This is a genomic window from Chitinophagaceae bacterium (assembly GCA_016717285.1).
Taxonomy (GTDB): Bacteria; Bacteroidota; Bacteroidia; order Chitinophagales; family UBA10324; genus JACCZZ01.
Window position 1 is genome coordinate 172303 of the sequence record JADKFU010000001.1, and the last position, 13643, is coordinate 185945.

Sequence of the window (13643 nt, forward strand, 5' to 3'; positions counted from 1 at the left end):
TACTATTATCAACACTCACGATTCCTCCTTCTTGAAACTCGGACAATCCGTTCTCGGTGCCCATCCATAAATTACCGGAATAATCTTTGGCAACAGCATAAACATGGTTATCTCATCTACAATAATTCCTTTTGGTCCCCAAAATTGTGCTTCAGAACCTGCCCCATTTGCAAATCCGAGTGAACCGTTGCCTCCAAGAGAACTAACTGTCACAAGGTGGTTTGGATTGGCAGCATGATCTTTATCACAGGCAGTAAAAGTTACTGCCCACATCCATAATAATACTATCATCCAATTTGAATATTTTTTAGCTTCCATAATTATGTACGTATTTAATGGTGTTCCCGAATGCATTATTCAATTGATCTCCTTTCACAATAAAAATTCATATCCATCTTCATTTGTTAGAAGTTTTTATCATAATAACTACAAGGTTATGAATAGGTATTTTGCACAGTAAAAATGAAGTATTGATCAATGCGAGAATGCGGTCTTTTAATGATCAAAGCATGAAAGAGGAAAAATAAATATAACAAATAAAGGTGGAATTGATGATTCTAAAAAAGGGATAGCCGCCATATTCATAATAGCAGCTATCCTGAAAATTCAATTTGAACCGAAGAAATAATATTCAGCAGTGTATGGAATTTCTACCTGTTCACCTAAATGATCAGCGTCAGCGCCGGTGGTTGGTGCCAGTCCGCCCGCGGTGTTGATGCGTTGGATATAAGTAACTTCATTGAAATAGTTCGGATCGGAATTCGGCACTGCCTGAAGCAGCAACCAGGCAACAGCAGTTGCATCCTGAGTAATACCCTGCAATTTAACTCCAACTACAAACTCCCCATTCTTGCGTCCGGTGGTTACTTTCCATGTGGGGCCTATGTAATGAGTACCAACCTGGTGGGTGAGTCCTGCATCTGAAAACAACGTGGCGGAAGGTGCTAAGAAAACCCAGAGATAAACATTGGGATCAGTAGTGCTTTGCTGAACCTGGTAGATTTGAACACCTGTTGCATATGCATGCCAGATCACCCTGTTTCCGGCAGGTACGGCAATAATTTCAGGTACGTCAGGTCCTTGTTTTAAGTCTACAGAAGTGGTGCTGCTAAATTCACTCTCTGAAGGAATAACATTTTCTTTTTGACAACTTGTAAATACAAGTGTGAAAAAGGTCATCAGCATTAAAGCGCCGAAGAGTTTTGTTTGATTGATTCGTCTTTTCATTTTTGATTTATGTTTAACTATTTCGCCTACTCTGTTTAAGGATTTTCGGCTTTCTCCTTAATTGATTTAATTAGTTGTTGTTTTTTTTAAGACATTTTTGCGTGCGAAGAAATCTTCATTCGTCACTTTCGAAATAGTCGAAATTTTATTTAATGGTTAATGGTAATGTTCCAGGCAGTTTCAACAAATTACCAGGGAGCAGTTGAATTCTTTTAGAAGGAATCGCTTGCGGTTTTTGGCCTGACCCATCGCAGGTAGATAAAGAGTTGTCAGTGAATGCAATTATTTCGGTAACACCATCTATATCGAACAAATGATTATTGGCTTTCGTAGCAAAACCTTCCTCATTGTATTCATAATCTGCCGAAATTGGATTGTAACCACCGTCGTATCCCCAGGTCCAGTCCAATGCATTGTTCCTGCTGAACATTCTGAAATAATCTGCAGGAAATACACCAGAATTGTATAAAATATATTTTATCCATTTACTGCCGGTCATGAAATTGCGTTTATTGTCGTAGCTGAATGCTTCATTTTCAACATATCCGGGAAAAAAAACGGTACCACCATTTTGAGCTGTAATTGAAACCTTGGTTACATTCCCCTGCACGTCATATTCATAATTTTCAACACCATTGTATGCAGGAAATAGCAGGTTGTTCAGACTGAGCTTAGTCATTTCACCTTTCGCGTTGTATGAAAAACTGTCAATAGCAATTAACCCGTTATTAACAGGATAGGTGATACCGGGATAGTAATATTTCAGCACAGAAGGAAGCAAGCTTCTGCCACTGTAAAGAAAATCGAAGTGTACACCATCGGACCCGTAATTGGCGGTTCTCAATCTTCCCTTTGCATCGTATTTCATCGTTGCAGGAAATCCACCAAAACTCATTGAATCAGGATCACCATCTGCGTTATAATAAATGTCGAGGGAATAACCAAAGAGGTCATTGTCGGTATGTGTTACCAGGCAATGTGAGTTAGGATTAAGCTCCTTATCGGATCCGGTTGCAACAGCGGAAGTATTTAAAGTTTCAGGAGACAGATTTTGTTTTTGGCAACTGGTAAATGCCAGTGTGAAAAGTGCGATCAGCATTAATGAACTGATAGTTTTGGTTTTAGTGATTCGTTGATTCATCATTTTTTATTTTTTATTTAATTTGTTAGCCTACTCTGATGAGGATTTTCGGCTTCGTCCTTTAAAGAAATATTCTGAGATGTCTTTGACTTTGATTTTGAATGCTGAATAATGAGACACATTTTAAGGTCGCAATCAACTTCTTGTTTTTATTTATAAGAGTTGTCATTAACAGGTTTCATTTTTACCATATAGAAGTCTTCAAACCCGTTGTTTCGGATATAATTATCAGAAGTAAATCCTGCAGCGGCCATGATAAAGCTGCTATCCGGCATCTCGACAAATGCTTTTCCGGTTTCTTTCTTTCTGTCACCCAGTAGTGCCCAATCCATCAATCGGTTCTGGAAAAATTTCATCATCACAGACCGTTGAGAAGCGGTACCGCCTAAGAAGTAACCACCGTCAATTGTTTCCAGAACGGTATTGGCTACAAGATCCTGACCTTCATCAAACACAACAGTCTGCCATTCCATCACGCCTATGGCTGATATTTTAAGAAGCCAGCAATCAATATTTGATGACTGTTTAAAACTGTAAAGCATTCCATCATTTGAATCAGTGATGGCTCCTATAAGGCAACCCTGATCGATAGTAAGTGAACAGGCAGTGATCACATCATCATTGGAACCGCCAATGGTTTTTTTCCATAGCACATTTCCTTCAGCATTCGTGCTAATGATCAATCCATTGGTTTTACGGTAATATCCTGCGGCTGCGTTTCCTTTGCTCGAGATGGTATTGCCACAGAGCATGTATCCATTATTGGATTTCATGGCGCCAATCAATCTGTCATTAGCGTCTCCTCCGAGATGTCTTGACCACAATACTGTCTGATCTGCATTTATTTTTAAAAGCCAAAAATCAGCGACGCCTTTTTTATCATTTTCATGACAGGCAACAGTTCCTGCTGCAACCAGACTTCCATCTGCATTTTCAAAAACCGCGTTGAACTGATCGTTGCCCGGTGATCCGAAAAGTTTAGTCCATAGCAGCTTTCCATGTGAATCAACCTTTGCGATCAATCCATCTGAAAAGCCATGATTGGAAGAGAAATTTCCTTCACATGATTTCGTTTCACCTGCTATCACAAATCCACCATCCATTGTTTCGGTTATTCCGTAAGCGTAATCATCTGCACTTCCTCCTACCGTAACCTGCCATTGCAAGTGACCTTCTCCATCCATTTTCAGAATCCACGCATCGGCTCCTCCATAATTTTTAGTTACATCTCCTTCGGAAGAAAAAGTGAATCCTGTGGCAACCAATCCACCATCGTGCGATTGAATGATAGCGGCGGGCTCATCATAGTCTGACCCTCCGAGTGCTTGTTGCCATTGAACGTTTGCGTTCTGACTGAAACAAGGATTATCAATAAAAAGGAAACTTACAAACATGATTATTATCCTGTGCATGATAAAAGGTGTCAGTATTTTGCTTGAAAAAATGGACACCTCTGATAGTGTTGCTGCAGATAAAATGAGTTCCGGTAAAATGGTTGTCTGACTTTTCATGAGCTGTATATTTTGTTCATCAAAAGTAGGTTGAGTAGTATGCCTGTCGCAACTACACATTGGGGTAGGGGAGAATTGAGAATTAGGAATTAAGAATTAGGAATTGGGGAGCACTGAATATAAATAATAGCGATAAGTTGATAGGAGGATTATCAGCCATGAACCAGGATGTTACTGGGAATACAATCTAAACTCTAGACTTTAAACGCTATCAACCTATTCAACTCATAATTTTCCTGATAGCTTATTTACCGTCTCCACCAATTCTTTATGGATCTGAGCATATTTTTCAGAAAACTCTTTCATCCTCGATGGCAAGGAATCCTGTTCAATATTTTTTTCTGAAGCATCTTTGATAGCTCCTGCAAGCTGAGCAGTTGATTTGGCACCTATAAAATTAAGTTGCGATTTCAATGCATGTGAGATGTTTCCAACTCCATTCCAATCATTCGCTTCAACTGATTTTTCAAGTGCAGCAATTTGTGGTGGAGTGTCTTCTAAAAAAATATGCAGGTACTTCAAAATAACTTCAGGACTTCCTTTAGCAATGGAAGTCACAAATGATAAGTCAATAAGGCTATTAGCAGGAACAGGCATTTGAGCTCTTAATATCCAAATGCAAGTTAGAAATATTACAGTGTCAGTTCAGCGTAAGCTTTGCAATCTTACTCACCAACTCCTCCTGTTCAAAAGGTTTAGGCACGTAATCGTCCATACCAGCTTCATAACAATTAGTGATCTCTGCTTTTGTAACACTTGCCGTTAAGGCAATAATCTTGATTTTATTGAGTGGTGATGGAAGCGTTTCTCGAATGATGTGTACTGCCTCCAATCCATTCATCTCCGGCATGTGAACATCCATCAGCACAAGGTCGAAGTGCTGCGATTTCAATTTTTCTATTGCCTCTCTTCCATTTGCTGCCACTTCAACTGTGATGCCCGGCAACAAAACCTGCAAGGTGTCCACCAATACAATTTGATTAAAGTAATTGTCTTCAGCAAGAAGTATTCTTAAGTTACCAAGTTTCGATTTCTGCAGCTCATCAATCGTTTTTGTTTCCGATTGCAATCCTTCTATGGTACCAACCTGGTAGGGAATTAGGAAAGTAAATGAGCTGCCTTCGCCCTGTTTACTTTTTACCGCTATGCTTCCACCCTGCAAATCAATAAGGTATTTTGAAATGCCTAAACCCAATCCTGTACCACCATATTTGCGGAAGGTATCCCTGTCGGCCTGATTGAAACTCTCAAAAATCGTATCAATCCTTTCTTCAGGAATTCCAATGCCGGTATCTGAAACGGTAAAGACTAAATTGCAAATTGATTCGATATGGTCCTCTGTCTCCTGGTTATTGATCCCCAAAGTCTGGTTCTTCACATCAATCGTCACCGATCCCTTCTCCGTAAACTTAATTGCATTACCAGCCAGGTTGAGTAGAATCTGATTCAGCCGAACCGGATCACCTACAATTACAGATGGAACTTCCTCATTGGTTTCTATATTCAGTTTCAAACTTTTCTCTTCTGCTTTAAATCGCAACGTACTATAAACCTGATTGAGCACATCCTGTAATTTGAAGTTGATCTTCTCAAACTCCATTTTACCTGCTTCAATCTTTGAAAGGTCAAGAATATCATTGATGATTACCAGCAGGTTATGCGATGACTTCTTGATAGCATCCATGTAAGTGTGCTGCTGCTCATCTAATTTTGAATTCAACACCAGGTTCGTCATGCCAACGATGGCATTCATGGGAGTTCGAATCTCATGACTCATGTTTGCAAGAAATTGTTCCTTGAATTTTTCACTCTTCTCGGCACGTAGTTGAGATGTTTCTGCGCGTCCCTTCTCTGCTTCGATCTGCGTGTTTTTCTCTTCGAGGAGGTGATTGGCTTTTATTTTTATCATGTATCGGTTGAATAAGAGTGCTGTAAGCAAGAGGATTAAAATCAAACCGCCGATGAATACATTTCTGATAAATTTTTGTTGCGTTACCTTTTGCTCCTGAATATTTTTGTCTTTGTTGAGCAATGCGATCTGATTGTCTTTTTTCTCACCTGCATATTGTGCCTGCATTTGAGCAATTTGTTTGTTGTTCTCAATATTGAGCAAAGTGTCTTTTATATCAGAATATAACTGGTGATATTCGTAAGCACTTTTATAGTCATGCATGTCTGCGGACGCTTCCGCAAGAAATAGATAAGCCCCCTTCACAGCATCGTTATTTTCATCTTCCTTTGCAAGTGACAAGCCTTTCTTCAAGAATGGAAGAGCTTTATTAAATAGCTTTTGCTTGGTATATACATCACCAATATTAATGGTGGAAATGGCAGCACCGCGTTTTTCACCAATTTCTTCCTGAATTTTCAAAGCCGAAAAATAATTTTTCAAAGCCTGATCATAATCACCCTGTTTTGAATGAATATCACCAATATTGTCATTGGCGGTAGCCATGTTTTGTTTATTTCCTATTTCTTCACTAATTTTTAAAGAAGAAAATTGATATTTAAGGGCCTCAGTATAATTTCGCATTCTTAAATAAGCATTTCCCACATTTCCATAAGAAGTAGCGATCTTTTTTTTGTCTCCTGTTTCTTCATTAATTTTTAATGCAGCTGAATAATTTTTAAGTGCCTCAGAGTAATTGTCTTGTCTCAAATATACATTACCGATATTATTATATGGGCCGGCCATACCTTGCTTGTCTGCGACTTCTTCACTGATTTTTAAAGCAAGAAAATAATTTTTTAAAGCTTCTGGATAGTTACCCTGATCTTCGTAAATCAGTCCTATATTATTGTATGCGTTGGCGCTCCCTTGCTTGTTACCTATTTCGTTCTGGATTTTTAACGCAGCCCAATAATTTTTTAATGCTTCAGCACTATTACCTTGATAAACACAGATAATTCCGATGTTGTTGTAAGCATTCGCAATACCTTTATTATAGCCCCCTTCTTCACTTGCTTTCAATGACAAGGAAAAACTTTTCAGAGATTCGGGATAATTACTCTGATTTCTGTATATGAATCCCATATTACTATAAGCGTTTGCTATGCCTTTAACCCATCCTTGTTGTTTTCCAAGTCGAAGTGAACCCGCAAGGGACAATGCTTTATCACTATAATTTTTCCCTTCGTCGTAGTTTCCTGCTCTCCAGAACTGCTTGCTTAATGCATTCAGTATATTGACTTTGTTAGTGTCATCCTGTGCTTCCGTTAAAACCTTTAGCAGCGAATCAGTTGTGTGCTGATCCTGTGCAAATAATTTTCCTGAGGAAAATGGAGATACCAAAGTGGAGAAAACCAGAAGGAAAATTCTCATTCTCAATAATGAGATTATAAGAGCTTTTTGCATGGATAATAATTTTATGGTGAATAAAAATGCAACTAAAGCAGCTTAAGATACCCTACACAAACGGGTAGATATTCAGGTTTAGACTATTAATCCTAAATATAAGAAATAGTTTTACAGCAAAGAGATTATTATGTTGCTCCGTGTCACCATTTTCGAAGACATTCGCCTCATTCGCGAATACCTGCAGCAGATTGTTGATGAAGCCGATGGAATGGTTTGTACAGGTGCTTATGACGATTGCACTGATCTGATCAATCGCATAGAAGCCACAAAGCCGCATGTAGTGCTGATGGATATTGAGATGCCCGGGATAAAAGGTATTGAGGCAGTGCAGATCATCAAGAAACGTTTTCCGGATGTCGAGGTGTTAATGCAGACGGAAATGGAAGATGACGATAAGATATTTGCTTCTATCTGTGCAGGCGCTTCAGGATATTTATTAAAGAATACAACACCGGAAAAAATTATTGAAGCGATTTTCGAAGTACATAAGGGCGGTGTTCCGCTCTCACCTTCTGTAGCGCGCAAAGTATTGCAATACATGAACCATCAGCCAGCGCCGGATTTACAAAATGATTTCCATCTCTCTCCACGCGAATTGGAAGTGGTGGACGGATTGGTGAAAGGCCTGAGCTATAAATTGATTGCTGATGTGTGCTCCATCAGCATCGACACTGTGAAGTTTCACAGTAAAAACATTTACCGAAAATTGCATGTGAACTCTAAATCTGAAGTGGTGATTAAAGCGTTGAAGAATAAAATAGTTTGAGACACTGTACGTATTCATTATAGGTTGAATGGATGAAAGCCATTGGCCTTGTATATTTAAATCAGATATTCAGGGTATAACGAAGTGGCTTCACATTCGATGTTTTAATTCGAAAACAGGAATCACTGTAAATCCATTTTCCCAATTTCCTGTTGCGCAGATAAAAACTCTTCCCACACTTCCTTAACAATTTCCCCAGCGGGTTTTATAGAACGGATATTTGCACTCACTTCACCAATCTCCAACTCGCCTTCTTCCAACTCACCTTCAAACATGCCACGCTTTGCCCGTGCACGACCAAGAATGATTTTTATTTCTTCCGCGTGAGCGCCTCGATCTTCCGCCGCTTGTATCTGTTCATAAAATTTATTTTTGATCAAACGCACCGGCACTATCTTCTTCATCGCGACAATAGTACTGCCTTCTTCAGCAGTAATGATTTTTTGTTTGAAGTTTTCATGTGCACTGGATTCTGTAGTCGCCGCGAAACGTGTTCCAAGCTGCACACCATCTGCTCCCAGTGCAAAAGCTGCCATCATCGATCTGCCTGAGGCAATACCGCCTGCTGCAATCAGTGGAATATTTATAGCTTGTTTTACCAATGGAATCAAAACCATGGTCGTCGTTTCTTCGCGGCCATTGTGTCCACCGGCTTCAAAACCTTCAGCAACTACTGCATCGCATCCGGCATCTTCTGATTTCTTTGCAAACCTGGAACTGGATACCACATGAACCACCTGGATGTTATGCTGTTTTAAAATGGGCGTCCATGTTTTAGGATTACCTGCTGAAGTGAAAACGATTTTTACACCTTCTTCCATTATGGTTTTCATGTGTACGTCAATGTCCGGATATAACAGCGGTACATTTACTGCAAATGGTTTATCGGTTGCTGCTTTGCATTTACGAATGTGTTGCCTTAGAATTTCCGGATACATGGAACCTGCTCCGATAATTCCTAATCCGCCTGCATTGCTGACTGCAGAAGCCAACTCCCAACCGGAACACCAGATCATTCCCGCCTGGATGATTGGATATTTGATACCGAAGAGTTGGGTGATACGGTTTTTCATTCAGTAGTGAGTAGTGAGTAAAGGTCGTTAGTCAGGTGTCGTTAGTATTTGATAGGACAACTATATGGAATTATGAATTCTCAATTCCTAATTCATAATTCCTAATTCTCACCGCATATCTATTTCAGTGTCATCTCCCAAATTCAACGTCTGACTCATGCCGTGAATCGTTGCGTCATTACCTACTAATGAATGATGCAGCAGCACATCAGCGATAACTGAGTTGCTGCCAATAATTGATTCTTTGATGATGGATGCGGTAATCACGGTGTTTTCACCAATCGTAACATTAGGACCCACGATGCAGTTATTGAGTTTGCAATTGTCAGCTATACTCACCGGATCAATGATGATGGAGTTTTCATGTTGCAGGTTAGCGGCGAGAGAATGGCCCATCTTTTTTAACAGGATCGCGTTGGTTTCCAGCAACGTTTCTTTTCTTCCGCAATCAAACCAGTTATTGACTTTATAACCTTTGAAAACGATTCCATTCTCAATCATGCGCATCAATGCATCGGTAAGCTGTATTTCACCACGTGTTACCACTTTGTTTTTTATGTTATAATCAAGTGCGTCAAATAATGCGGTGGATTCATTGATCTTATAAAGGCCGACTAATGCTAAATTCGATTTTGGAATTTGTGGTTTTTCAATCAATCTGTTGATGAGGCCGCCTTTCTCATCCATTTCCACCACGCCAAATGTCCGCGGATCATCCACTTTTTTCACACATAATAATGAAGTGGGTGCTGAAATAATTTCTTTCATATTCAGATCAAAAACGCTATCGCCGAGTGCAATGAACACAGGCTCATCTTTTTCAACGAGGTTGCGCGCATGCCAGATAGCATGACCAATACCGTCGCGTGAGGGCTGATCTACAAAGTTGGCGTGAATCTGAGGGTACTTTGTGTTTACAAAATCGCGGATCTTATCTCCCAGGTAACCAACAATGAAAATATAATCCTTCACGCCGGCTTCAATCATCTCATCTATAATAAATGCAAGAATAGGTTTGCCTGCAATGGGTATAAGCGCCTTTGGTTGCGTATAAGTATGCGGGCGAAGTTTAGTTCCTGTTCCTGCAACAGGGATAATGGCCTTCATTAGGGTGTGTTTAAAGCTCAAAATACAATAAAGCATCCGGAGTGGAAAGCAAAAGGTAAGATTGCGTTCAAACTAATATTCAATCTTAACACAACACTTTATCCCAAATATGTTTTTACTCCTTCACAAACTTCCTGGTTTGTGATCCTTCAACAGTTTTTATTTCAGAAAGATAAATTCCTGCAGGCAATTGCGTGAGATCGTAAGTCAATACCTGTTCGCCAGTTTGCAATTGTTGCGAAGCTGTAAAAACTGTTTTTCCGGAAAGATCAAAAACACTGATCGTTGCGCTTTGATCGCTACCTGAGTTAATGGTCATGTTCAGCAGATTGCTTGTCGGGTTTGGATAGACGCTGAAGGTGGTAACTATCTCCTGTGCTGCGGCTAGCCGCAATGGTAATGTAGTGAAAGTTTTTACCAGCGACCAATCGGAAGAAAAGCCATTCATGCAATTGGCGCGCACCTGGTATTCGTATATTTTATCAGGGTCGAGGTTACTGAGTAATTTTTTAAGATGGGTAGTGTTCTGAACTTTCCAATTGGGCTTGCCTGTTTTCCTGTATTGTACATCGTAAGAAACAGCATCACTCACCGCTTTCCAGGTCACTTTTGCAGAATGATCTGTAATTTCTTTCACCTTAATTTTCTCAGGAGCAACCAATGCACAAGGTTGCCATGTATATTTTGCAGCACGGTAACTCACTAAGCTCTTCGAATTATTCAAGGCCAGTTCCCAGACTACTTCACCGGAAGAAGTTACTTCCCACATGTTTGATTGGTTCGATGAAGCATCCCATCCGCCATTTACCAGGGTGTTGCCATTTGCAAGTCTGCGCACGCTACCCATGGCATAAAAAAAAGAATTGGTGTTTGAATATGATTTAGGTTGAAAGCTCCATACAAGCGTTGCTGTTTTATTGATTTCATCAAGTTGATACTCCTTCGCCATTGAATGTGCCGGCACATGTTGATTTCCATTATCCCACAGTGTAATGTTCCCGTTACTTAATCGCCTTGCATCGTGTTCATACGTAAACGGTTCGGGTTCATTTACAAAAGTGAATTCGTTTTCAACTCCGCCAAGCCGCCATATAAACTCCCCGGTATTGCGGTCAATTTTGTTCACCTGATTCAGATGTCGATTGGAAGCCACAATATTTCCATCATCATCAAGGTCAATTGAATTGGTATGTACAGCATCAATATAACCAAGTGCAAGATTTTGATAGGATTCGGTTGGCACCACATGGTCCCAGGCCCGCCACTCGAAAATCACATTCTTGCTTTGATCAAATTCCTGTATCACGGTAGTCATCACTGTTGCATTATGACTATAAGTTGGATTGTAAACTGTCATATCCACCACATGTGTTTCTTCTGCAACCATAAATGCATGACCGTCTTCATACATGGTAAATTCATGCGGATCGGCTGTGCGGCCATTTCCGGGATAATAGGAATCAATGACCTGGTAATTTGAATCGAGCACGTCAAACCGGTCCAGGACATCGTTGTAAACGGATAAGTAACCATTAGGGTTGACGCTGAAATCAAAACAGACGGCTGCTTTATCACTTGCATAAATTGAATCCCCGTCAGGTGAAATGATATTGTATCCATCATATGTTGTATTCGTAAAACTACCATTCCAGGCATCGTAAAAGATAGCTCCGGGAGTGGCATTCGTATTTTTTACGATCGTGAAACTTGCCAGTAATTCACGTTCTGCATTGGGATTTACCGGTTCATTTTCATAAAAGGGTTTATTCTTCTTTAACTCTTCACTCCAGAAAGTTGCTTTCTGTTGATTGAAATTTTCTTTTTCCGCGGTTGTGTATTCACGGTCGGTGGTGAATTTAAAAGTGAAGGGTTGTAGTGTATTTCCATTTTTAGAAACAAGGCCTTGTAAAATGCTCACCGTTACTTCTTCCTCAAATCCGAAAGGCACCTGTGGATAAAGCAGGATTGTTTTCTGGTCATCAGAAAAAGCCACCCTGAAAGAATGCTGTCCACTTTTTGATCCCTGCAAATCAAACACGTTGTTTTGGATAGAAGCCGGATCCAGCAAACTTCCTTCGCGAATAATGATGTGACTTAGTGTGCTGTTCAGCGTAGAGCCAGGCATAGGGGATACGTACTGGTATTTTGCCATTGCAACAGTAGAAGTAAGCAATAGAAGTAAAGTGACGAATTTCATAGGGGAAGTTATTTAAGGTGGCTAAGAATGTCTAAAGATGTACAAAAAAAATGAGAGATTTTGATTCGGCGCAAGAGGTTGAACTCGTGTGTTCCATTACAAAGTGCAATGACTGATCGCATTCATCGCTGCATTTTTTCAATCCAGATAAAGTGGAATCGAAACCAACTAATGAGATTCATTCCGCAACTGCATCGTACTTAAAACCGGATAATGATCAGAATGATCTTCGCAAATAGTATGATAGCTGCTGATATCAAATTTTGAATCGGCGAAAATATAATCGATGCGGTAAATTTTTGGAAAGCCGGAATACGTTGGACCGATACCCCAACCTTTTTTCAGGAAGGCATCCTGCAACTGGTTAGAGAGCGTATGGTAAGCAAACGAAGCGGGTGCATCATTAAAATCGCCACAGGCAATTACAGGATAAGGGCTTTCATCAATTTGCTTTTCTATATCCAGCGCCTGTTCACCACGATAAACGAATGCACGTTTTAATTTGGAAAAAATTTCCCGGGTTGGTTTTACCTGCACATCCTGGTTTTCAGAAATGTCGTTGAGGTATTGATAATCCTGTTTGGAAAGGTAGATCGATTGCAGGTGGATGTTAAAGACGCGAATGATGGCGCTGTCAATTTTTATGTCTGCATAACTGCAGGAGTTTTGTGTCTCGTTGTCAAACTTCACAGTACCGTAATTGATAACAGGATACTTACTGAAAATGGCAGTTCCCCAGGAGCGCCCGCTCTTACCTGATTTCTTTTTTTCTAAATGGTGATAAGGTAACCCGGCTTCAGACGTGAGCAATCCGATGGTTTTAAATTTCCCGGTATCGGCATTGTAAAATTCCTGCAGGCATACGATATCCGGATGTTCTCTTTTAATCATTTCAACTATTCCATGCAACGCATCCCGTTCTTTCGTCCAATGATACACATCAAAGTTGCGCACATTATAACTCATTACCCGGATTCCTTTTGTGGATTTTGATGATTCAGGTTCCCGAAAATGGAAAGCACAATAACTTCTTAAAACTGGTAAGGTGATCAAAATAGCTATGATAGAAATCCAGGCATATTTTAAACGCACCACTATCCAGAAAAAAAGAAAGAAAATGTTGATGGATAGAAACAATAAGTATAGCAATCCGAAAAAGGAGAGAAACCACCAATCAGCAGGATTTAAATAAATGCTCCATCCGCCTGCAGCAAGTGCGATTGCTGCAAGCATATTGATGAAAGCAAATAATCTTTTTAGAAA

Annotated in this window: 10 protein-coding genes and 1 pseudogene; 1 reads left to right on the forward strand and 10 read right to left on the reverse strand. The window is 40.0% G+C overall.

Annotation, left to right across the window (positions count from 1 at the left end; translation table 11 throughout):
• Positions 1–49 precede the first annotated feature (49 nt).
• From IPO83_00675 to IPO83_00700, 6 genes and pseudogenes are all read right to left on the reverse strand, one after another.
• Positions 50–109 (reverse strand): annotated as a pseudogene (locus tag IPO83_00675) (hypothetical protein).
• 497 nt (positions 110–606) lie between these two features.
• Positions 607–1227: a DUF3455 domain-containing protein gene (locus IPO83_00680; protein ID MBK9729806.1), complete on the reverse strand. Its 621-nt coding sequence runs from the start codon at positions 1225–1227 to the stop codon at positions 607–609.
• 145 nt (positions 1228–1372) lie between these two features.
• A complete protein-coding gene (locus IPO83_00685; protein ID MBK9729807.1) occupies positions 1373–2371 on the reverse strand; it encodes a hypothetical protein in 999 nt (332 codons plus the stop codon).
• A 146-nt stretch (positions 2372–2517) separates the two neighbouring features.
• Positions 2518–3879 carry a hypothetical protein gene (locus IPO83_00690; protein MBK9729808.1) on the reverse strand — a complete coding sequence of 454 codons (1362 nt, stop codon included), beginning with the start codon at positions 3877–3879 and terminating at the stop codon, positions 2518–2520.
• Positions 3880–4104: 225 nt separating this feature from the next.
• On the reverse strand, positions 4105–4476 hold the full coding sequence (locus IPO83_00695; protein ID MBK9729809.1) for an Hpt domain-containing protein: 372 nt from the start codon (positions 4474–4476) through the stop codon (positions 4105–4107).
• 43 nt (positions 4477–4519) lie between these two features.
• Positions 4520–7234 carry a tetratricopeptide repeat protein gene (locus tag IPO83_00700; GenBank protein ID MBK9729810.1) on the reverse strand — a complete coding sequence of 905 codons (2715 nt, stop codon included), beginning with the start codon at positions 7232–7234 and terminating at the stop codon, positions 4520–4522.
• 130 nt (positions 7235–7364) lie between these two features.
• Between IPO83_00700 and IPO83_00705 the strand changes: the two genes are divergently transcribed.
• On the forward strand, positions 7365–8003 hold the full coding sequence (locus IPO83_00705; GenBank protein MBK9729811.1) for a response regulator transcription factor: 639 nt from the start codon (positions 7365–7367) through the stop codon (positions 8001–8003).
• A 122-nt stretch (positions 8004–8125) separates the two neighbouring features.
• Here IPO83_00705 and IPO83_00710 read toward each other — a convergent pair whose 3' ends face one another.
• The 4 genes from IPO83_00710 to IPO83_00725 all read right to left on the reverse strand — a co-directional run bounded on the left by IPO83_00710 (position 8126) and on the right by IPO83_00725 (position 13613).
• Complete coding sequence (locus IPO83_00710) at positions 8126–9076, reverse strand: nitronate monooxygenase (protein ID MBK9729812.1); 951 nt, start codon at positions 9074–9076, stop codon at positions 8126–8128.
• A gap of 108 nt (positions 9077–9184) precedes the next feature.
• The gene (locus IPO83_00715; GenBank protein MBK9729813.1) at positions 9185–10183 is read right to left on the reverse strand and encodes an NTP transferase domain-containing protein; all 999 of its coding nucleotides are present in this window, start codon (positions 10181–10183) and stop codon (positions 9185–9187) included.
• 115 nt (positions 10184–10298) lie between these two features.
• Entirely contained in the window at positions 10299–12380 is a 2082-nt protein-coding gene (locus IPO83_00720; protein ID MBK9729814.1) for an aryl-sulfate sulfotransferase, read from the reverse strand.
• Between the two features lie 168 nt (positions 12381–12548).
• Positions 12549–13613, reverse strand: coding sequence for an endonuclease/exonuclease/phosphatase family protein (locus IPO83_00725; protein ID MBK9729815.1), 1065 nt, complete (start codon positions 13611–13613; stop codon positions 12549–12551).
• Positions 13614–13643: the final 30 nt, after the last annotated feature.

Bases quoted from the DNA above. Each gene is read 5' to 3' on its own strand.
- IPO83_00680 (MBK9729806.1), bottom strand. From the start codon at position 1,227: ATGAAAAGACGAATCAATCAAACAAAACTCTTCGGCGCTTTAATGCTG.
- IPO83_00685 (MBK9729807.1), bottom strand. From the start codon at position 2,371: ATGATGAATCAACGAATCACTAAAACCAAAACTATCAGTTCATTAATG.
- IPO83_00690 (MBK9729808.1), bottom strand. From the start codon at position 3,879: ATGAAAAGTCAGACAACCATTTTACCGGAACTCATTTTATCTGCAGCA.
- IPO83_00695 (MBK9729809.1), bottom strand. From the start codon at position 4,476: ATGCCTGTTCCTGCTAATAGCCTTATTGACTTATCATTTGTGACTTCC.
- IPO83_00700 (MBK9729810.1), bottom strand. From the start codon at position 7,234: ATGCAAAAAGCTCTTATAATCTCATTATTGAGAATGAGAATTTTCCTT.
- IPO83_00705 (MBK9729811.1), top strand. From the start codon at position 7,365: ATGTTGCTCCGTGTCACCATTTTCGAAGACATTCGCCTCATTCGCGAA.
- IPO83_00710 (MBK9729812.1), bottom strand. From the start codon at position 9,076: ATGAAAAACCGTATCACCCAACTCTTCGGTATCAAATATCCAATCATC.
- IPO83_00715 (MBK9729813.1), bottom strand. From the start codon at position 10,183: ATGAAGGCCATTATCCCTGTTGCAGGAACAGGAACTAAACTTCGCCCG.
- IPO83_00720 (MBK9729814.1), bottom strand. From the start codon at position 12,380: ATGAAATTCGTCACTTTACTTCTATTGCTTACTTCTACTGTTGCAATG.
- IPO83_00725 (MBK9729815.1), bottom strand. From the start codon at position 13,613: ATGCTTGCAGCAATCGCACTTGCTGCAGGCGGATGGAGCATTTATTTA.